The organism is Lactococcus sp. bn62, assembly GCF_029492705.2.
Classification (GTDB): Bacteria; Bacillota; Bacilli; order Lactobacillales; family Streptococcaceae; genus Lactococcus; species Lactococcus petauri.
In genome coordinates, this window is the sequence record NZ_CP120417.1 from 836,498 (window position 1) to 857,886 (window position 21,389).

The window sequence follows — 21,389 nt, forward strand, 5'->3', positions numbered from 1 at the left end:
TAGGAAAAATGAGAAAGGAATGTGATAAGGTGGAGCATTACGTAGTATTTGACTTTGAGACAACAGGATTTAGTCCTCAAAAAAATGAAATTATTCAAATTGGTGCTGTCAAATATGACCAATCGCACCAAGAAATTGCGCGCTTTAATCAGTTGATCAAACCCACGCGTTCTTATCTTCCAACTAAAATTTCAGAACTGACTGGAATTTGGCCGGCTTCCTTACTGGGGCAACCAGTTCTAGCTGAAGTTTTACCTGATTTTATAGCCTTTTCAAGGGATAGCTTGATGGTGGCTCATAATGCGCCTTTTGATGTCAGCTTTCTTTATCAGGCGATAGTAGATTGTGAGATTGGTGATGCACCTCATTTTCAAGTCTACGATACACTCTCTGAAGCAAAAAAATTAGTGCAGATGCCCAACTATAAGTTGGAAACCTTTAAGGATGTATTAGGTATTGATTTGCGCAGCCACGATGCACTCAATGATTGCCTTATCACCGCCCGTCTCTATCAGTACTTACAAGACTTGTCACGTCCACCCAAACCGCAACTAGTATCAAACGAAAGTTTACAAATGGATTTGTTTGGTGAGGTAGATACAACAATCACGGAAGAAGTTCGCCGAAAATTGAGCTTACCAATTACGAAAGATTTGGTTTATTATCGTAGAGATACACAGCGAAATTGGCAAAAATTCGAGGTGACAGGCTTGGCGATAACAGCAGCTTATTCAACGGGTTACAGTCTGACAGCTACGCTTTATAATAATGAGACAGTAACCATTCATTCTGACTTTTTGAAGGAAATGCAGAAAGCTAACTTTACAAACGAAATAGAAAAAGAGGGATAAATATGGCATGGAAGATTAAAAATTTCGAAGAACTTACGCGATCAGAACTCTACAAAATTTTACAAGTCCGCTCTGAAGTTTTTGTTGTTGAACAAGAATGTGCTTATCAAGATGTCGACGGTAAGGATCAAAAGTCATTGCACTTGTGGTTAGAAGATGATGAAGGTGCCATTCAATCCTACTGTCGTATCTTACCGGCGGGGCTTTCTTATCCTGAGGCCTCTATTGGCCGTGTACTGGTGAAGGAAAGCCAACGTGGCAAAGGAACGGCGCGTAAAATGATGCAACAGGCTCTTGAGTTTCTGGCTCAATCATGGCGAGAACCTGTAGTGCGTATTGAAGCGCAGTACTATCTCCGGGCATTCTATGCTTCTTTTGGATTCAAGGAAGATTCAGAACCCTTTTTGGAAGATGGCATAAAACATGTTGAAATGATTTTGGACTTAAAGGATTTTGCCTCTTAAAAAACATTTTGTAAACTTAAAAATGAAATAACTGTTGGAGGACTAATGTCTAATATACAAACTCTACCTTTAGAGGATATTATGGGCGAGCGTTTTGGACGCTATTCAAAATACATTATTCAGGAACGTGCCCTACCTGATATTCGAGACGGCTTAAAACCCGTTCAACGACGCATCCTGTATTCAATGAATAAGGATGGCAATACTTTTGATAAAGCTTATCGTAAGTCTGCCAAGTCTGTCGGAAATGTTATGGGTAATTTTCACCCTCATGGAGACATCTCGATTTATGATGCGATGATTCGCTTGTCGCAAGATTGGAAAATGCTTGAGCCCTTGATTGAGATGCACGGGAATAACGGATCAATGGACGGTGATCCACCGGCTGCTATGCGTTATACTGAAGCACGTTTGGCAGAAATTTCTTCGTATTTATTAAAAGATATTGAGAAAGATACAGTTGCTCATGCTTGGAATTTTGATGATACGGAAAAAGAACCAACGGTACTTCCCGCAAGCTTTCCTAACTTGTTGGTGAACGGTTCAACGGGGATTTCGGCAGGTTATGCAACAGATATCCCGCCGCACAATCTTGGAGAAGTTATTGATGCGACAATCTATATGATTGATCATCCTAAAGCTAATGTTGAAAAAATCATGACTTTCATGCCCGGCCCCGATTTTCCGACAGGTGCCATTATTCAAGGGCGTAGTGAGATCAAAAAGGCATACGAAACAGGCAAAGGGCGCATTGCTGTCCGTTCAAAAGTAGAAGTTGAAAAACTTAAAGGCGGTCGTGAACAACTCGTCGTTACAGAGATTCCTTATGAAATCAACAAAGCAACTTTGGTTAAACGGATTGATGATGTGCGAGTAAATGCCAAAGTGCCTGGGATTTCTGAAGTGCGTGATGAATCCGATCGTGAAGGGTTACGCATTGCTATTGAGCTGAAAAAAGAAGCCAATAGTCAGCTGGTGCTTAACTACCTCTATAAAAACACAGATTTGCAAATTAATTATAATTTCAATATGGTGGCAATTGACAATATGACGCCACGTCAAGTCGGTGTTCTTCCTGTTCTGCGCTCTTACATTGCCCATCGTCAGGACGTTATTGTTAAGCGTTCAAAATTTGACTTGAGTAAAGCAGAGAAAAGATTACATCTGGTTGAAGGTTTGATCCGGATGGTCTCTATCTTGGATGAAGTCGTTGCTTTGATCCGTGCATCTGAAAACAAATCAGATGCTAAGGAAAACTTGAAAGTGAGCTATGCTTTCAGTGAGGAACAGGCAGAAGCTATAGTTACACTGCAGCTTTACCGTTTAACTAATACCGACATCGTAACTCTAGAGAATGAACAAGCCGAACTTGAAGCTAAGATTTTAGAACTCCGTGCGATTATCAATGATGAACGTACACTTTATAACTTGATGAAACGTGAGTTACGTGAAGTCAAGAAAAAATTTGGCAAGGAACGACGTTCAGAACTACAAGATAATGTTGAAACGATAGAGATCGAGGCGCAACAACTGATTGCGGAAGAGGAAACGGTTGTTTCAGTTACGCGTGGTGGTTATATTAAACGCACATCACCACGTAGCTTTGCCTCTTCCAATGTTGAAGAAGTTGGTAAACGTGAGGATGATGAATTAATCTTTGTTAAAGCGGGAGCACGGACCACGCAGCACCTGCTGATGTTTACCAGTCTTGGAAATGTTATTTATCGTCCAGTCCATGAATTGTCTGATGTCCGCTGGAAGGATATTGGCGAGCATATCTCCCAAACTTTGAACAATTTTGCCAGCGATGAAGAAATTATCTTTGCACAAGTACTTGATAATTTTGAGACTGGCGAAAATTACATGGTAGTTACAGCAGCTGGTCAAATCAAGCAAGTTGAACTTGATTCCTTTAAACCTTGGCGGACATACCGCTCTAAGTCAATGGTTTACGGGAAACTCAAAGGGGACAAAGACAGTATTGTAACCATCGCACCGATTGTTAAAGGTGATGAAGATGTGATGTTGATTTCTGGAAATGGCTACGCCCTTCGCTTTAACATCTCAGAAATTCCAGTTGTGGGGGCTAAAGCAGCTGGTGTTAAGGCAATGAATCTTAAAGCAGGAGATTTGGTCAAGGCTGCCTTCTTTGTGCAAACAGACAGTTGGTATCTACTCACACAACGTGGCTTTATCAAGCGGGTAAAATCTGAGGATATTCCGGAAACAAGTCGAGCAAATCGTGGCCTACAGGTTTTACGTCCTTTGAAGACCAATCCGCATACCGTATTCTCAGCAGGTAGTGTGATCAATACTGATAAGACACCACTTTCAGAGACAGTTGATCTTTTCAGTCCTGCAGAAGCAGAAGATACGCCAACTGATAAGAGCCAGATTTTGGAGGTAACTTCAGCAGTGGGTAAAGTCTATCAAACAGAACTGACAGACTTGAATTTATCCGATCGTGCAAGCAATGGCCATCCCTTAGCCGAAGATATTGATCGTGTGATTGAAGCAAAAATAAAATAAAAATGATCCTCAATGAGGATTATTTTTTTATTTAGAAATACTGTCAAAATAAGCCTGATTTACAAGGAAAAAGTATATTCAAAAGATTTAAAAACACCTGTAAACAATAAGAAATTATGGTATAATAGAGACAGTGTTTATACATTGAAAGAGGAGAACATGGAAGATAAAAATATCATAAATGTCAATCTTGCTGAGGAGATGAAAACCAGCTTTCGTGACTATGCAATGTCAGTTATTGTGGCACGTGCCCTACCTGATGTACGCGATGGTTTGAAGCCGGTTCATCGCCGCATTCTTTACGGAATGAACGAGCTTGGTACAACGCCTGATAAGCCACATAAAAAATCTGCCCGTATTACCGGGGATGTCATGGGTAAATATCACCCACATGGAGACAGGTCGATTTATGAGGCCATGGTACGTATGGCTCAGTGGTGGAGCTATCGCCACATGCTGGTTGACGGGCATGGGAACTTTGGTTCCATGGATGGAGATGGCGCTGCCGCTCAACGTTATACCGAAGCACGCATGTCAAAAATTGCCTTGGAAATGCTTCGTGACATCAACAAAAACACTGTTGACTTCGTTGATAACTATGACGGAACGGAACGAGAACCAGAAGTACTTCCGGCACGTTTTCCGAACCTTTTGGTTAACGGAACAACGGGGATTGCCGTTGGGATGGCGACAAATATTCCACCTCATAACTTAGGAGAAACAATTGATGCGGTTGACTTGCTGATGGAAAATCCAGAGGCGACAACACGTGATTTGATGGAAGTATTACCTGGGCCAGACTTTCCTACTGGTGCTCTAGTCATGGGTAAATCTGGTATTCGCCGTGCTTATGAAACAGGTAAAGGCTCAATTACGCTTCGTGCGAAGACAGAAATTGAGGAATTACCTGGAGGTAAGGAACGCATTGTAGTTACTGAGTTCCCTTATATGGTCAATAAGTCAAAAGTTCATGAGCATATTGTTCGTTTGGCACAAGAAAAGCGTATTGAAGGTATTACAGCCTGTCGTGATGAGTCAAGCCGTGAAGGTGTACGTTTAGTGGTTGAAGTCCGTCGCGATGCATCGGCACACGTGATTTTGAACAACTTGTTCAAACTTACACAGCTTCAAACATCCTTTGGTTTTAATATGTTGGCCATTGAAAAGGGTACGCCAAAGATTCTGTCATTGAAACAAATCTTGACTGACTACATTGAGCATCAAATCGAAGTTGTAGAACGTCGTACACGCTTTGATAAAGCTCGTGCAGAAGCTCGTGCTCACATCTTAGAAGGTTTGCGTATAGCCTTGGATAACATTGATCGTATGATTACTATTATCCGTGAATCTGCAACAGATGCAATTGCTCAAAAAGCGATGATGGACGAATTCCAACTGTCAGACAAGCAATCGCAAGCTATCTTGGATATGCGTTTGCGCCGTTTGACAGGTTTGGAACGTGACAAGATTGAAAATGAGTATCAAGAGCTTATTGCCTTGATTGCTGATTTGGCAGATATCTTGGCTAAACCAGAACGTGTTAAAGCTATTATTCGAGAAGAATTAGGTGAAATTAGACGTAAATTTGCAGACAAACGTCGCACAGAGCTTTTGGTTGGGGAAGTCTTGAATCTGGAAGACGAAGATTTGATTGAGGAAGAAGATGTTCTTATCACTCTCTCAAATAAGGGATATATCAAACGTCTTAGCAATGACGAATTCCGTGCACAAAAACGTGGTGGACGTGGTGTTCAGGGCATGAACATGTCCGACGATGATTTTGTACAACATCTGGTATCAACAAGTACACACGATCATTTGCTCTTCTTTACTAATCTTGGACGTGTCTATCGAATGAAGGGCTATGAAATCCCAGAATACGGTCGTGCTGCTAAAGGCTTGCCTATCGTCAATCTTTTAAAACTTGATGAAGGTGAAAAGATTCAAACAATTATTAATGTTGTGAAGTCAGACGAAGAAAGATATCTGTTCTTTACAACACGTAAAGGCTTAGTCAAACGTACCAATACCCAACAATTTGCTAATATCCGAACTAACGGTCTCAAAGCTCTAAATCTTCGTGAAGGTGACGAGCTTATCAATGTTCTACTCACATCAGGTAAAGAAAACATCATTATCGGAACGCATAATGGCTTCTCCGTACGCTTTGAGGAAGCTGTAGTACGCGATATGGGCCGTTCTGCTACGGGTGTTAAAGGTGTCAGCCTGCGTGAAGGCGACTTTGTTGTTGGTACAGCGATTGTTCATGATGAACAGGAAGTCTTAGTGATTTCTGAAAAAGGTTTAGGTAAGAGAACGATTGCGAGTGAATATCCTGTTAAAGGTCGTGGTGGTAAAGGGATTAAAGTCATGAACATCACTGACCGCACAGGTAAACTTGCCGGTTTGACTGCTATCAATGGTGATGAAGATATTATGGTCATTACTGATACAGGTGTTGTGATTCGTACAAGTGTTGATAATATCTCACAAACGGGTCGTGCAGCGCAAGGAGTGAAAATCATGCGTTTGGATGATGATGCACAAATTGTGACATTTGCTCTGGTTGAACCTGAACAGGAAGAGGAAGAAATAAACGAGGCAGAGAGAGCTTCAAATACGGAAGAATAAAATGAAAAAATTATTTATATTCTTAACTGCAGCTGTCAGTATCTTTTTACTGGCAGCTTGTAGTTCAAATAAGGAGACCCGTGATCTTTTAGAGCAGCCAATCAAAAAAGATGCCACAACAATGGGAACCTACATCCAAGTCACTGTCTACGATAAAGGTAAGGAAAAAGCGGTTGAAGAAGCTTTAAATATCGCTGAGAAATATAACGATTGGGTATCTGTAGATCAAGCAAAGTCAGTTGTCGATAAAATCAATGACAATGCTGGTATTAAACCTGTCAAAGTAAATTCTGAAATTTATCAATTAATCAAGCTAGGCTATAACTATTCTGCTAAGGATATGGGCTATGATATTACCATAGGTCCTTTGAGCAAGCTCTGGAATATAGGCTTTCCTGATGCACGAAAACCTTCACAAGATGAGATAGACAAGGTCCTACCTCTGATTAATTATCAATTTATCCAGTTTAATGAAAAAGACAGTACCGTCTATTTAAGTCAAAAAGGTGCCCGCTTAGATTTAGGTTCAATAGCTAAAGGCTATACAGCCATGAAGATGGTTGAAAGTCTTAAAAATAATGGCGTAACCACTGGTATTGTCGATTTGGGATCAAGTTCTATCTACGTGATTGGACATTCTCCACGTCAAACAAATGATGCGTGGACTATTGCTATAAAAGACCCCAATGATCCAGAAAAATCGCAGTTGGGAATTTTAAAAGCAAGTGATCAACATGTAAATACTTCAGGTATCTATGAACGTTATTTAGAAGTGGATGAGCATCGCTACTCTCATATCCTTAACCCTAAAACGGGCTTCCCATTTGACAATGATATTGCTAGTATCACTCTTTTAATTTCTGGTGATGATGCTACAAATGGTGATGGTTTATCTACTATGATTTACGCTATGGGAACCAAAAAAGGTTATGAATATGTCGAAAGCCTGAAAAATGTTCAAGCTGTATTTGTGGATAAAGATAACAAGCTCTATATTACGGATGGCTTAAAAGATAAATTTGACTTAACCAGTGAAAACTATAAGATAGGTCAAATTAAAGACTTAAAATAGAAAGAGGCAACATGGCGAAAAAAAGTAAGAGTTGGAAACGCGTGCTAGTTAATTTGCTTATTTTGGTTCTCTTTCTTGTGGGTTTAATCCTTGTTTTTAACAAACCTATCCGAAACTGGTTAATCGGCAGAAATACGGCGCATTATCAGATAAATAATGTGACGCGGGAAACGATTAAAGAAAACAAAGAAGTAAAGGGCAACTTTGACTTTGACAGTGTAGAGTCGATTAGTTTTGAACAAGTGGTACGTAACCAGTTAAACCGTCAACCCATGCCAGTCATTGGAGGTATTGCAATTCCAGATGTTGGCATTAATCTGCCAATTTTCAAAGGCTTAGCAAATGAGAACCTTGCTTTTGGAGCGGGTACGATGAAGGAAGACCAAGTGATGGGGCAAGGAAATTATGCTTTAGCCAGCCATAACGTCACTGGTTTTAGCAGCGATGTTAGCCTACTCTTTACCCCGCTTGAACGTGCGAAAGAGGGGATGATTATTTACGTCACGGACAAAAATAATATCTATCAATATCGTATCAACAAAATATCTGTCGTTTCTCCAGAACATTCAGAGGTAATCGATGATACACCAGGAAAAACGGAGATTACCTTGGTAACCTGTGCTGATCCAGAAGCTGTAAATCGAATTATTGTACATGGTACATTTGAGAAAAAAGTTGCTTACGATGCTGCGACACAAGAGATGAAATCTGCTTTTGACCGCAGTTATAATCAAGTACTTTAATAAAAAAACTTCCAGAAATGCTCTGGGAGTTTTTTCGATATTTTTATAAATCCTGTTTGCGAAGATAGAAAATACCAATGAGGCCGAAAACTAAGATTTCTATAATATGATAACCAATACTGAAGAGACTGTTATTACTTACAAAGGTAGAACTAAAGTCTGAAGTTCCTACTTGTGCAAGGAAGAGGAAAAATAGACTCATTAAGACTGTTTGAAGAATACGAGAGGTGAAATTAAAAGCAATGTATACAAATAAACCTGATGTTCTTCCGCGCGTGATAATAACGGCTAAAGCCATTGTTACCATCATAGCTACGAGTCCTAAAATATAAGAAAGAAGTCCCATAAAAATATCGGCAGAATGAACGAGTAAGTCAAGCGATCGAAAGAGAGAAAAGACCGTTTCTTGGTTGAAGATAAAGAAGGTGACAAAGGGGACAACTAAGACAAGAAAAAGAGCAATTAATTGAGTCAAAATTGTTGTGCCAATCTTGACAAAGTAATATTTGACCCGAGAGACTCCACTTGCAATCATCAAACTCATGACCTTGTTTTTATAATCAATATTGAGCAGATGAAAAGGATATAAGAGGGAAAAGATAGCTAACCCAATGACGGCAAAGACAGTCGTAATCGAAAGAAAGGTGAGGAGGATGGGAAAGTTTTGAAAATCAATGTTTGTCAAACTGACAGCTAACCATGAAAAGTTAAGCAGTAAACTTAAAGAAATGAATACGGCAAGGACTATCATGTAAGTTTTATCCTTTATGTTTTTATACATTTCCATTTTAAAAATATTTTTGGCATTCATACTGAGTTCCTCCTATTTCACAAGTTCAATGAACTTGCTTTCTTTTTTAATCTGATAAAACTCAATATCTTGAGCTACAGCTTCCTTGAAGAATTCACGATACTTGTCTTCATTCATTTCAAAAATAGTCCAGTTTTCGGATTGTTGTGAAAACTTAACTTGTAACTCCGTTAGGAAGGTGTGAAGCGCTTGAGGCTGATTTGTTTGTACACGGTAAATATAGGTCTGATTCTTCTTATGAAGATCGAATTTTTCAACAAAATTACCATTTTCTAGGACTAAAACTTCATCGGCTAGAGTTTCAATGTCTTCTTGAACATGACTTGAAATAAGAATCATTCGTCCCTCTGTTTTTAAATGAAGCAAGTAATGTTTAAACCATTCGACTGTTTTTTTATCTAAGCCACGGAAAGGCTCGTCAAAAATGAGAATATTCGCATCGCTCATCAGGGAAATCAGAAGAATCAACTTTTTATTCATTCCTAAAGAATAACGGCTTACTTTTTCGTTCAGGTTATCGTAAATATTTAATTCTTTAGCTAAGATGCGGGTTCTCTCTTCATCAAAATTTCCACGTAGCCCACCAAAGTAGCGAAGATTAAACCAACCTGAGTAGTTTTTATAAAGTTCCATATCATCAAGAACAATACCGACAGAAGTAAGTACTTTAGGATTTTCTTTAATATTCTTCCCATCAATTTCGATGCTACCGGAATAGTTGGTAATAATATTAGTCAGCGTTTTAAAAAATGTCGTTTTTCCGACACCATTTCTTCCCACAATCCCATAAATTTTTCCTTGGTCAAAAGACACAGAGGATAAATTCAGGACATTGTGCGCTTGGTAAGAGAAGCGGAGGTTTTGGATGTTCAGCGTCATGTTTTTCCTTCTTTCATTTTATGAATAATTCTATCATGTGTGCGTTGCTTTTACAAGCCAATCCATAGAGTGTAATACCATATTTACAGCTTTGATTATTGCGAGAGTCATTACATTTAATGAAAAAGAATTTAGGGAAAACAGATGTGCAGGATAGGTCCTCTTTTGTTATAATAGGAGAGCAAGACTAGACTGGAATTGAGAGAATAAATGAATCCTTTATTAAATGGAATGAATGAAAAACAAGCAGAAGCAGTACAAACTACAGAAGGACCACTTTTAATCATGGCAGGCGCGGGCTCAGGAAAAACCCGTGTTTTGACACACCGCATTGCTTATCTTATCGATGAAAAAATGGTGAATCCTTGGAATATTTTGGCGATTACCTTTACCAACAAAGCTGCGCGTGAGATGAGAGAACGTGCGCTTAATTTAACCCCGGCAGCTCAAGATACATTAATTGCAACATTTCACTCTATGTGTGTCCGAATCCTCCGACGTGATGCTGACCATATTGGTTATAACCGAAACTTTACGATTATTGATCCAGGGGAACAAAAAACCTTGATGAAGCGTATTTTAAAAGAAGCAAACTTGGATCCTAAAAAATGGGAACCTAAAACGCTCCTTAATACAATTTCAAACGCTAAAAATGACCTTCTAGATCCAGAAGCTTACGAAGGACAAATCAATGCGCGTAATCCTTATGAGTTACTGACAGCCCGTGTTTATAAAACCTATCAGGCAGAACTGCGTAAAGCGGAGTCGATGGATTTCGATGATTTAATCATGCAAACCTTACGTCTTTTTGATAAAAACCCAGATGTTTTAGCCTATTATCAAGGTAAATTTCAATATATCCATGTGGATGAATATCAAGATACTAACCATGCGCAATATCAGCTCGTCAAGTTAATGGCTCAACGTTTTAAAAATATTTGTGTCGTTGGTGATGCTGACCAATCAATCTATGGCTGGCGTGGTGCAGATATGCAGAATATTCTTGACTTTGAAAAAGATTATCCCGATGCGAAAGTTGTTTTACTTGAAGAAAATTATCGTTCTACAAAAACAATCTTACAGGCTGCCAATAATGTGATAAATAACAATGTGAATCGTCGCCCTAAAAAATTATGGACCCAAAATAATGATGGGGAGAATATCCTTTATTACCGCGCCAATGATGAGCGGGATGAAGCAATCTTTGCAGCTTCGACGATAAATGAGCAAGTGCAAGCTGGTCGGAAATATTCTGATTTTGCTGTCCTTTATCGGACAAATGCACAATCACGTACAATAGAAGAAGCGTTTTTGAAGTCAAATATTCCCTATAGTATGGTTGCAGGAACAAAGTTCTACTCACGTAAAGAAATTCGTGATGTGATCTCTTACCTTAACGTGATTGCCAATCCTCGAGATAATATGAGTTTTGAGCGGATCGTTAATGAGCCTAAACGTGGTGTTGGTCCAAGTGCTCTGGAAAAATTGAGAAACTTTGCGGATATGCAAGGTAAATCTTTAGCAGAATCAACGTTGGATATTACTTTATCGGATATTCGAGGCAAAGCAGCTGGCGAAATCTACAATCTTGGGCTAATTTTTGATTTCTTGCGTAGCTTCATTGAAACATCTAGTATCACGGAACTTGTTGAAGAAATGCTTGACCGCACGGGCTATATGAAGTTCCTACGAATGCAAGCAAATCTTGAAGCTCAGACACGGATTGAGAATATCGAAGAATTTCTCTCCGTGACAAAGAATTTTGATGAAAAATCAGAAGTACCACTAGATGAAATGACTGGAGAACCAATCAAGGAAACCGGTTTGGACCGCTTGAGTCGTTTCCTTAATGAAGTGAGTCTTCTTTCTGAGGTGGATGAATACGAAGAAGCGAGTGACGCGGTTACTATGATGACCTTACATGCTGCAAAGGGTCTAGAATTTCCTGTTGTATTTCTTATTGGGATGGAAGAAAATATCTTTCCACTTTCACGTGTTAATGATGATCCTGATGAATTGGAAGAGGAACGTCGTCTTGCCTATGTGGGAATCACGCGCGCCGAAGAATTTCTTTATATGACCAATGCAAATCAACGTGTGCTCTACGGTAAAACCAGCTATAATCGTCCGAGCCGTTTCATCTCTGAGATTGATGATGAGTTATTGGACTATGGAGGGATTGCACGTAAGGCCAATTCAAGCTTCAATGCTAGTTATAAAATGGCTGGAGGTGCGACACGATTTGGTACTGGCATGTCCATGACAGATGCTCTTCATCAACGTAAAGCTGCAGTCAATTCTGGAGCATCACATGTGATTGAAAAAGCAGATGTAGCTACAGAAGATTGGACGATTGGAGATACTGCCGTCCATCGCAAATGGGGCGAAGGCATTGTGTTAGCTGTTACTGGAACCGGTAAGAATATGGAGCTGAAAATTAAGTTTCCTGAAGTGGGTATGAAACGTCTTTTGGCTGCAATGGCACCAATTGAGAAAAAGGAGTAGTAAATGGATAAGAAGCGATGCAAGTGGTGTCTTTCTTCGGAGAAGATGATTCATTATCATGATACATATTGGGGTACTCCGGTCCATGACGATCAAGAGCTTTTTGCAAAACTCGTTTTAGATATGAATCAAGCAGGCCTCTCTTGGTCAACCATTTTAAACAAACAAGAAAGCTTCTATAAAGCTTATGATCAGTTTGAGATTGAAAAAGTAGCCAGCTATAGTAAGGAAAAGGAAGAAGAACTCCGCCAAAATGCGGGAATTATCCGCAACAAGCTAAAGATAGCAGCTGCAGTAAATAACGCTCAAAAAGTTTTAGAACTTCAGAAAGAATTCGGTTCTTTGGATAAATATATTTGGTCTTTCTCAGAAGGTCAAGTGTTGCAACATCAAATTACTGATGAGAGCCAAGTACCTGTTACCAATGCTTTAGCTGAAGCTATGTCTAAAGACATGAAGAAAAGAGGAATGAAATTTGTTGGTCCAAGAATAATCTATGCTTATCTTCAAGCTGTAGGCGTGATTAATGACCATGCGGATTATTGTTTCCGTAATAAAGAGCTGTTGTAGAAAGAGGAGCGTCTGACATTTATCAGGCGCTTTTTGATGCTTCTTAATAATCAGCAAAATACTAAAGGTTAAGGTTTGAATTGCTTTGAGAACTCTTCCTTTTTTGATATGCTAATATTTAAAAAGGAGAAGAATATCTGTTTGGATTACGGATAAAATTTTAGGCTCCTTAAAGAAAATATAGAAAAAGGAACTCTATGAACACATCAGTCCCGCCAAATTGGCGGAAAAATTTTTATTTGTTTTTGATAGGTCAGCTCCTAACGGGCGTGACTTCAATGATTGTCCAGTATGCGATTATTTGGTATTTGACCCTTGAAACAGGTGAAGAATCTGTCCTTGCAATTGCTACACTTGTAGGTATGTTACCAATGGCGCTTCTAAGCCCGTTTGTTGGGCCATTCATTGACCGTATCAACAAGAAGTTCTTACTTATTTCATATGATGCTGTGGTGGCAGTAATAGCCTTGGGTCTTTTTATTTACGGGATTAATAATGATGTTTATCCACTTTGGATGGTCTTTGTGACTATTGGTATTCGTGCGGTTGCACAGACCGCTCAGATGCCAACAGTCCAATCTATTATGCCCACAATGGTACCAGAAGACGAAATTACTCGAGTCAACGGACAGTTCGGTATTATTCAATCTTTGATATTTATTGTTTCACCTGGGATTGGAGCTTTCATGGTAGCAACTATGCCGATTCATTGGGTTATTTTACTTGATGTGATTGGCTTCATTCTTGGTGCTGGAATGTTGCTTTTAGTCAGGATACCAGAAGTCGCTTCACAGGGCGAAAAGATCTCTGTGATTAGGGATACGCTTGAAGGGTTTAAAATTCTCCGTGAGAATAAACCGATGTGGAAAATGACACTCATCGGTGCCCTATTTATGTTACTTTTTATGCCTGCAATGAGTCTTTATCCTCTAGTGACCACAAAATATTTTGGCGGCACGATTGTCCACGCGGGTTGGGTTGAAGTTCTATTTGCTGCTGCGATGCTGATTGGCTCTTTTGCTGTTGGTATTTTTGGAAAAACTAAGGACCGTATGCCCTGGATTATTGCGGCTTATCTTATCGTTGGCTTGAGCATCGGTGGTTCAGGCTTTCTTCCTGGCAATATGAACGGGTTTTGGGTTTTCCTTGTTTTGAATGTTTTTGCTGGAATTGTGGGACAGATTTATACCACAATGAATATGGCAATCACGCAGCAATCATTTGAAGCCCAATACTTAGGACGGGTTATGGGAATAGTCTCTGCATTGATGAGTATTGCCGGACCAGTTGGGCTAATCTTCGCAGCTCCAGTAGCGGAATCCATAGGTGTTCAAAACATGCTTGTGATTGCAGGCTTTGGAGGCATATTAGCTGCAGCTCTATTATATTGTACGCCCTCAGTTCGGAACTATGATAAACATTTGCAAAGAAAGTTAGAAAATGAAGGACAATGAAATAAATGTCAAATCAATAGTTGAAAGAGCTTCCTTATGATAAAATGAAGGTATCACAATAGCAAGTATAAAAAAGAAAGAGGCGCTTATGGCTAACATACATCCTTATATTGCTCTTAATAATACCAAAGAAGCACTTGCTTACTATGAAGAAGTTCTTGGTGCAAAAAATATCCGCCGTGTTCCTGTTGCTGCTGAACAGGCAAAAGAATTTGGTTTATCTGAAGAACAAGCAGCAGAAATGACAATGCACAGTCAGTTTGATATCTTAGGAACGACTATTATGGCAGCAGATAATTTTCAACATGAAGCTTTAAGTTATACAGGAATATCGATCTTATTAGATCTTAATTCAGAAGATAAAGAGGCGATGGCAGAAGCGCAGGAATTTTGGAAACACTTATCTGATTCAGGAAAAGTGACAATAAATATGCCTTTTGAAGAACAATTCTGGGGCGGCGCTATGGGCGATTTTACTGATAAATATGGCGTACGATGGATGTTGCATGCGCAACCTTACTCTAAACTTGGAGAAATGTAAAAACGGGCAAAGTTCACTTGTATTTTAACGTAGCAGAAAATGCTACGTTATTTTTATGTAAATATTTTAAATTGAAGCGCTCCTTTATCTGAAATAAGTCTGAAAAAGTGCTATAATTATGTATCTATGAATGGAATTTTAAATGTATATAAAGAAGCGGGCTGGACATCTTTTGATGTTGTTGCTAAACTTCGAGGAATTTTAAAAACAAAAAAAATCGGCCACGGAGGAACGCTTGATCCACAAGTGACAGGAGTTCTCCCTGTAGCTGTTGGTAAAGCCACTCGCCTTCTGGAATACATGGAAGAGGCGGGGAAAGTATACGAAGGCGAAGTGACAATCGGTTTCTCTACAGAAACAGAGGATGCTGAAGGTGAAGTCATTGAAACTACACCTGTGCCATCAACCCTCTCAGACGAAGAAATTGATGAGGTAATGACACGTTTTGTCGGGGAGATTCAACAGGTCCCACCTATGTATTCAGCAGTTAAAGTGAAAGGCAAGCGCCTTTACGAATATGCACGGGCTGGGCAAATGGTTGAGCGTCCCATACGAAAGGTTACCATCAAATCATTTACGCGGACAAGTCCAGTGACTTTTGAAAAGGGCTGCGCACGATTTACGTTTCGTGTAGCTTGTAGCAAAGGTACTTATATTCGTACTTTGGCAGTTGATCTCTCTGATGCTTTGGGCTATGCGGGGCATATGTCTAAATTACAGCGGACTGCAGCTAACGGTTTGCATATTGCTGATGCACTGACTTTGGAGCAGATTGAGACTTTAGTTAAGGCTGAAAAACTTGATGAAATATTACAGCCAAACGAAGTCGCAGTCTCTGACTTGCCACGCCTTGATGTGACAGACGAACAAGCAGCAGCAGTACGCGTGGGTAAAAAGTTTGAAGAAGCTGAGTTTGCTAAGCTTGGCGAAGCCACACGTTTTTCTTTCTTTTATCAAGATCAATTGATTGCTGTCTATATGAGACATCCCGAAAAACCAGGAATATTAAAACCAAATAAGGTAATAAATTAAAATGAAAACTTTATATTTTGACGAAATTGAAAATTGGACTGACCCGACAGTTCTTGTCTTGGGCTATTTTGATGGTTTACATCGTGGTCACCAAGCTTTGTTTGCTGAGGCAAAAAAACTCGCAGCTGTTCTAAATTTGAAGATTGCCGTCTTAACTTTTCCAGAAAAACCGACACTTACTTTTCAAAAATTTGAACCAGATATGTTGCTTAAGTTAACAAGTGATAAAAAACGAGAAGCACTTTTTGCAGAAAATGGTGTAGACTATCTAATTTTTAAAGATTTTACTTCAAGTTTTGCTAAACAAACAGCAGAAGAATTCTCTAAAAATGTAGTGGAAAAATTCTTACCGAAAATTGTTATTACAGGCTTTGATCATAAAACGGGCTCAGACATGACACAACTCAAAAGCAATGATCAATATAAAGTGGTCGTTATACCAGAAGTTGCAGATGATGAAGGAAAAATTTCCTCTACTCGGATACGTGAACTTGTAAAAACTGGAGATATTGAAGCAGCAAACGAGCTTTTAGGTTATCCTTATGAGACAACTGGAATTGTGGTGCATGGTTTTGCACGTGGCCGAACAATCGGCTATCCAACTGCTAATCTAGCGATTAAAGACTTTATTCATCTCCCATCAACTGGTGTTTATACGGTAGATGTTCTTTGGGAGGGCCAACGTCAACGTGGCTTTGCTTCAATCGGCTATAATGAAACTTTTAATGGCAAAGAAAAAACAGTCGAAATCCATATTTTTGATAAAGATTTGGACTTGTATGGAGAAAATTTAACGGTTCTCTGGCTAGATAAGATTCGAGAAATGATTAAATTTGACAGCATTGAAGCTTTGATTGTTCAGATGAAAGATGACGAAGAAAAAGCACGTCAATATAAAGTAAAAAAAGCCTAATTTTGATTAGGTTTTTCTGTTACCCTTTACTTGGTTCACGAGTTGGCGGGTAAAAGGTTGAAACGTTAATCCAAGCAGAAAGAGCCAGATTGTGATATACTTAATAAGAACAATTTTTAAGGAGAACATTAATAATGTCACGTAAACCTATTATCGCTGGTAACTGGAAATTGAATAAAAACCTCAAAGAGGTTAAAGAATTTATCGCTAACATTGACGGTAAATTGCCATCAGAAGACAAAGTAGAAGTTGCTATTGCAGCTCCTGCACTTTACCTTGTATCAATGGTACAAGAACGTGGAAATAACCCACTTAAAGTTGCAGCAGAAAATGTTTACTTTGAAAATTCAGGTGCCTTCACTGGTGAAATCGCTCCAGCTATGCTTGCAGCAGAAGGAATCGAATACTCAGTAATCGGTCACAGCGAACGTCGTGAGTACTTCCACGAAACAGACGAAGACATCAACAAAAAAGCTAAAGCTCTTATCGCAGCTGGTGTAACACCAATCCTTTGCTGTGGTGAAACACTTGAAACTTTTGAAGCTGGTAAAACAGCTGAATGGGTTTCAGCTCAAATCGAAGCTGGTCTTGCTGGTATCGACGGTAAAGATGTTGCAAACATGGTTATCGCTTACGAACCAATCTGGGCTATTGGTACAGGTAAAACTGCTACTGCTGAAATCGCTGACGAAACTTGTGGTGTTGTTCGTTCAACAGTTGAAAAACTTTACGGAAAAGAAGTTTCAGATGCTGTACGTATCCAATACGGTGGTTCTGTAAAACCTGAAACAGTTGCTGAACTTATGTCTAAAGAAAACATTGACGGCGCTTTGGTTGGTGGAGCTTCACTCGAAGCTGATTCATTCCTTGGCTTGCTTGAAATTTACAAATAAGATTAACATGCATAATAAAAAAAGGGAACCTTTAAGGTTCCTTTTTTTATTTCATATAGTATTATTTACACTCATCTCTTCTTCAAATAATCCGAGTAATATTCCTTAAGGAGATTGATAATCTGCTTCCCAATCAAGTAATAATCCTCTGTAGGTAAGTTGGCTTGAGAGATGCGGAGTGTTCCGCTAGAAGCACCAAAACCTGTCCCGTCCATCAAAACAACGCCATTTTTGTCGGCGAGATTGAGCAAGAACTCTAAGTAATCAAAGTTTTCTTCCAAATAGATACGGAATTTTTTACCAAAACGGATTTCGGCAAGTTGGTAAATATCTACGAGTGTATAATATTTAGCATTCTCTTTCGAGTTGTCTGGCTCTAATTTCATGGCTTTAAGCAAATCTTGATAACGTTCATCAATAAGAGCATCACAAGCCTCAAAGTAAGGATCTGCCTCTTTACGATGAATCAAATGCGTAAAGGCAAAAAGAACTTCCATGATTTGTTGCGGTGTAGAGAGGCCAGCTGTGTGATAGAGACCAACAGAACGTGAATCCGCAACAATACGTTCGATAAATGGCAACTCTTTAGTGTCATGTGTTACAATATCATAGCGCTTGTCGAGTTTCTCAATATCCTCAGGATCAAGCTCAGAGATAAGACGGTCAAAGACATTATCTTCCTGCATGGCAATAAGCCCTAAACGCCAACCTGTTGCACCAAAAAGTTTTGAGAAAGAATAAACGAGAATGGTATTATAGGGAACAACACTATAGACAGATTGGAAATCTTGAACGAAAGTTCCATAGACATCGTCTGTAATAATGATGAGATCCGGATTTTTTTCAACAGCTCGTTTTAAAGCGTCAAGTGTTTCTTGACTGAAAGCTTTAGAACCTGGATTTGATGGATTAACTAAGAAGAATGCCTTGATTTCAGGATCTGATAATTTTTCGATTTCTGTTTCGGGAATGCTCCAATTGTCGCTCTCATCAGAAGTAATTAATGTTTCAACGAGATTGAATTCACTTAAACCAGGAAGTTGCAAGTAAGGTGTAAAGATAGGTGTGTTAATAGCTATTTTATCACCCGGCACAACTAATTTATTGCGCTTGAGTGAGTTGAAGATATAGACAATCGCAGCTGTACCGCCTTCCGTTGGGAAGATTTGTGTCTTATCTTCGAGATGAACGCCATTATACAGAATTTTTTCCATAAAACGATTCAAGACAATTTCGGTATTTCTCAGACAGCGGCTAGGAACAGGATAATTATTTCCGATAGCACCATCGATAAATTCCTTAATCACATCGTCAATATTTAGCTTAAGATCAATTTCGATATAGTCCATGACATCAATCAAGAATTTATCAATCTCATCATCGTCAGGTTCTAAGAAAGCCTCAAAGCGTTGCCCAATACCTTTCAATGTTGTGTATCCAGCCATATCAGCTTTTTCAATCGTACGAAGGGAGTCTTTAATACCAAATTCAATCAAGCGATTAAAGGCTAAACGTGCTTTTGTATTAATCCAGTTTGGATTGCCGCGACCGGCATTCAAAAAGATATTGGCTTTTTTATTTTTTTCTGCCAGTTTAAGCATTTCAAAGCTAACTTCAAAAGCTCCTAAACCGGTATAATCAGTAATGGTAACTTCTTTTTCCATGTGTTCTCCCATTTAAATTTATTGAACTTTTGTTATTAATTATAACACAAAGAAAGCAAAAGTACTTATATGTATCAAACTGGTGCAAACCGTTTCTGTGACTACCTTTGTAAAACTTTTATATAAAACCAGTAATTGATTGATGTTTCGTGATTTTTCAAAAAGTTTCAAAACTTTGCCCCTTTTTTTGCCCCTTTTTATAAAAAAACGAACCTTATTTTAGGTTCACTTTTTCAAGCTTTTCAACTATATTTTTACTCATTTTTTCAGTAACATGTGAATAGATTGCTAAGGTAGTTTGAGGATTACTATGGCCAACTCTTTCCATTATAGCTTTTAATGGAATACCAAGTTCTGTAAGTAATGCGATATGAGAATGCCTAAAAATATGAGTTGTTATCTTTTTATCAGACTTTACTTTTTTTAATCTTTCATTTATAGCACCGACAGATTCAGGCTTACCTTTAGCAGTAATGAAAATAAAATCATCTGGATCACCTTTATAATTTGGAAGTTTCTTCTTGTTGATTTCCATTTTTTCATTAATAATTTCTAGACATCTTTTAGTTAATGAAATTTTTCTATCTGAATAGATATTTTTTGGTGTTGTTTTAGAGCGAGTATAAATATCCCAAGAACCATTTATTTGTAGCGTGTTACCCTGGATGTTTTTTACTTGTATAGCTAAGCATTCTCCGCATCTGATTCCAGTTAGAGCCATAAACTCAATTAATAATGCAGTGGATTTATTGATAATTTGCATTTGATTAATCACATCTTTGAGTTCTTTTTTCTCTAGATATTTATTCTTTTTATTTTCTCTTTGTTCTAGAGTTTCAATTTTGCGTTTTATTTTGACTTTTTGCACTGGATTTGTATCAATGTATTCTTTTGAAATCGCATAATCTAATACCATATTAAATTGAGCTTTTACAATAGAAATATAAATAAAAGAATAATTCTTTTTATAATAAAGATCTTCAAGTATATCTATAATTAGCGTAGAAGTAATATCACTAATGAGAGTATCTTTATTAATATATTCTCGTATCTTAATTTTTGCATTTTCTCGAGAAGCGTTTGATCTAACCTTGATAGTATCTTTCGTAACTTCTAGAAATCTATCTTGTACCTCCCAAAATGTGATAGAAGAAGTATCATTTTCTAGGGCTTGTTTTTCTTTCTTTGCTTCAATCTTATTATAAAGGAGTCTAGCAGCTTCATTTTGCGCCCTAGTACTATTCTTTTCAAGAGTGACGGTAACTTTACGTATTTTTCCTTGGACGTCTTTATACCGCTCACAGTACTTAAATTTACCGTTATCTAATTCTTCTATCCACATTTGAATTTCCCTCACTTTATGTTAAAATAAGGATAGTAAAAATATTTTACTACCCATGAAAAGGTAATCCGTCCTGTGCTCGCCAAAGTTTAGGACGGATTTTTTCATTTAATTAACGAAGCTTGTGTTTTTAACTTTCCAATCTTCCAATTTTATTGATACCCAAAATCCATAGATACCTAATGTGATGATAGTAAGCAACAACCATTTGATCCAGTTACCAAAAAGCCCAGCTGCTGAACCACTAAATCTCATACGGTGACCATCTACAACTGTATGATTTATTTTCCAACCATAAACCATACAAAGAGACCAAGGATAACAAATACCAAAGGTAACAGCAGTGATAATTCCGCCAAGTAGTGTCCATCCAATAAATTGTAAAAGTCCGCCATCAAAGAATGATTGACGTCCCCATTTAGATTCAGGACCATAGTTTGATCCTGAATTAAAGTTGACATTAATGTTTTTTGACATTAAAAACTCCCTACTCTT

At 38.4% G+C, this 21,389-nt stretch carries 18 protein-coding genes; 13 read left to right on the plus strand and 5 right to left on the minus strand.

The annotated features are described in order from the left end of the window. Positions 1-8 precede the first annotated feature (8 nt). The 6 genes from P3G65_RS04515 (at position 9) to P3G65_RS04540 (ending at position 8,290) form a co-directional block, all read left to right on the plus strand. Positions 9-851: a PolC-type DNA polymerase III gene (locus tag P3G65_RS04515; RefSeq protein WP_019292488.1), complete on the plus strand. Its 843-nt coding sequence runs from the start codon at positions 9-11 to the stop codon at positions 849-851. Positions 852-853: 2 nt separating this feature from the next. Further along, positions 854-1,315: a GNAT family N-acetyltransferase gene (locus P3G65_RS04520; protein WP_019292489.1), complete on the plus strand. Its 462-nt coding sequence runs from the start codon at positions 854-856 to the stop codon at positions 1,313-1,315. Between the two features lie 45 nt (positions 1,316-1,360). Continuing rightward, positions 1,361-3,844, plus strand: a complete 2,484-nt coding sequence (gene parC, locus P3G65_RS04525) for a DNA topoisomerase IV subunit A (RefSeq protein ID WP_284071341.1) — start codon at positions 1,361-1,363, stop codon at positions 3,842-3,844. Positions 3,845-4,003: 159 nt separating this feature from the next. Continuing rightward, positions 4,004-6,475 (plus strand): DNA gyrase subunit A, encoded by a 2,472-nt coding sequence (gene gyrA, locus P3G65_RS04530; RefSeq protein ID WP_284071342.1) that lies wholly within the window; start codon positions 4,004-4,006, stop codon positions 6,473-6,475. Position 6,476: 1 nt separating this feature from the next. Beyond that, positions 6,477-7,547 carry an FAD:protein FMN transferase gene (locus tag P3G65_RS04535; protein ID WP_019292492.1) on the plus strand — a complete coding sequence of 357 codons (1,071 nt, stop codon included), beginning with the start codon at positions 6,477-6,479 and terminating at the stop codon, positions 7,545-7,547. An 11-nt stretch (positions 7,548-7,558) separates the two neighbouring features. Continuing rightward, entirely contained in the window at positions 7,559-8,290 is a 732-nt protein-coding gene (locus P3G65_RS04540; protein WP_019292493.1) for a class A sortase, read from the plus strand. Between the two features lie 43 nt (positions 8,291-8,333). On the opposite strand, the gene P3G65_RS04545 is transcribed toward P3G65_RS04540, so the two are convergent. Next, entirely contained in the window at positions 8,334-9,101 is a 768-nt protein-coding gene (locus P3G65_RS04545) for an ABC transporter permease (protein ID WP_019292494.1), read from the minus strand. Positions 9,102-9,113: 12 nt separating this feature from the next. Continuing rightward, on the minus strand, positions 9,114-9,980 hold the full coding sequence (locus P3G65_RS04550) for an ATP-binding cassette domain-containing protein (RefSeq protein ID WP_019292495.1): 867 nt from the start codon (positions 9,978-9,980) through the stop codon (positions 9,114-9,116). A 210-nt stretch (positions 9,981-10,190) separates the two neighbouring features. Between P3G65_RS04550 and pcrA the strand changes: the two genes are divergently transcribed. The 7 genes from pcrA (at position 10,191) to tpiA (ending at position 17,888) form a co-directional block, all read left to right on the plus strand. Continuing rightward, complete coding sequence (pcrA, locus tag P3G65_RS04555) at positions 10,191-12,485, plus strand: DNA helicase PcrA (RefSeq protein ID WP_019292496.1); 2,295 nt, start codon at positions 10,191-10,193, stop codon at positions 12,483-12,485. A 3-nt stretch (positions 12,486-12,488) separates the two neighbouring features. Continuing rightward, entirely contained in the window at positions 12,489-13,055 is a 567-nt protein-coding gene (locus P3G65_RS04560) for a DNA-3-methyladenine glycosylase I (protein WP_019292497.1), read from the plus strand. A gap of 197 nt (positions 13,056-13,252) precedes the next feature. Further along, on the plus strand, positions 13,253-14,509 hold the full coding sequence (mdt(A), locus tag P3G65_RS04565) for a multidrug efflux MFS transporter Mdt(A) (protein ID WP_019292498.1): 1,257 nt from the start codon (positions 13,253-13,255) through the stop codon (positions 14,507-14,509). Positions 14,510-14,597: 88 nt separating this feature from the next. Beyond that, positions 14,598-15,050, plus strand: a complete 453-nt coding sequence (locus P3G65_RS04570) for a VOC family protein (RefSeq protein ID WP_004258242.1) — start codon at positions 14,598-14,600, stop codon at positions 15,048-15,050. Positions 15,051-15,176: 126 nt separating this feature from the next. Continuing rightward, positions 15,177-16,082, plus strand: coding sequence for a tRNA pseudouridine(55) synthase TruB (truB, locus tag P3G65_RS04575; RefSeq protein WP_019292499.1), 906 nt, complete (start codon positions 15,177-15,179; stop codon positions 16,080-16,082). A gap of 1 nt (position 16,083) precedes the next feature. Beyond that, positions 16,084-16,995, plus strand: coding sequence for a bifunctional riboflavin kinase/FAD synthetase (locus tag P3G65_RS04580; RefSeq protein WP_019292500.1), 912 nt, complete (start codon positions 16,084-16,086; stop codon positions 16,993-16,995). Positions 16,996-17,129: 134 nt separating this feature from the next. Continuing rightward, positions 17,130-17,888, plus strand: coding sequence for a triose-phosphate isomerase (tpiA, locus tag P3G65_RS04585; RefSeq protein ID WP_004258230.1), 759 nt, complete (start codon positions 17,130-17,132; stop codon positions 17,886-17,888). 71 nt (positions 17,889-17,959) lie between these two features. Here tpiA and P3G65_RS04590 read toward each other — a convergent pair whose 3' ends face one another. The 3 genes from P3G65_RS04590 to P3G65_RS04600 form a co-directional block, all read right to left on the minus strand. Next, complete coding sequence (locus P3G65_RS04590) at positions 17,960-19,552, minus strand: bifunctional aspartate transaminase/aspartate 4-decarboxylase (RefSeq protein WP_019292501.1); 1,593 nt, start codon at positions 19,550-19,552, stop codon at positions 17,960-17,962. Positions 19,553-19,766: 214 nt separating this feature from the next. Then, on the minus strand, positions 19,767-20,894 hold the full coding sequence (locus P3G65_RS04595; RefSeq protein ID WP_019292502.1) for a site-specific integrase: 1,128 nt from the start codon (positions 20,892-20,894) through the stop codon (positions 19,767-19,769). A 108-nt stretch (positions 20,895-21,002) separates the two neighbouring features. Beyond that, positions 21,003-21,371 (minus strand): DUF898 family protein, encoded by a 369-nt coding sequence (locus P3G65_RS04600; protein WP_019292503.1) that lies wholly within the window; start codon positions 21,369-21,371, stop codon positions 21,003-21,005. Between the last annotated feature and the right edge of the window lie 18 nt (positions 21,372-21,389).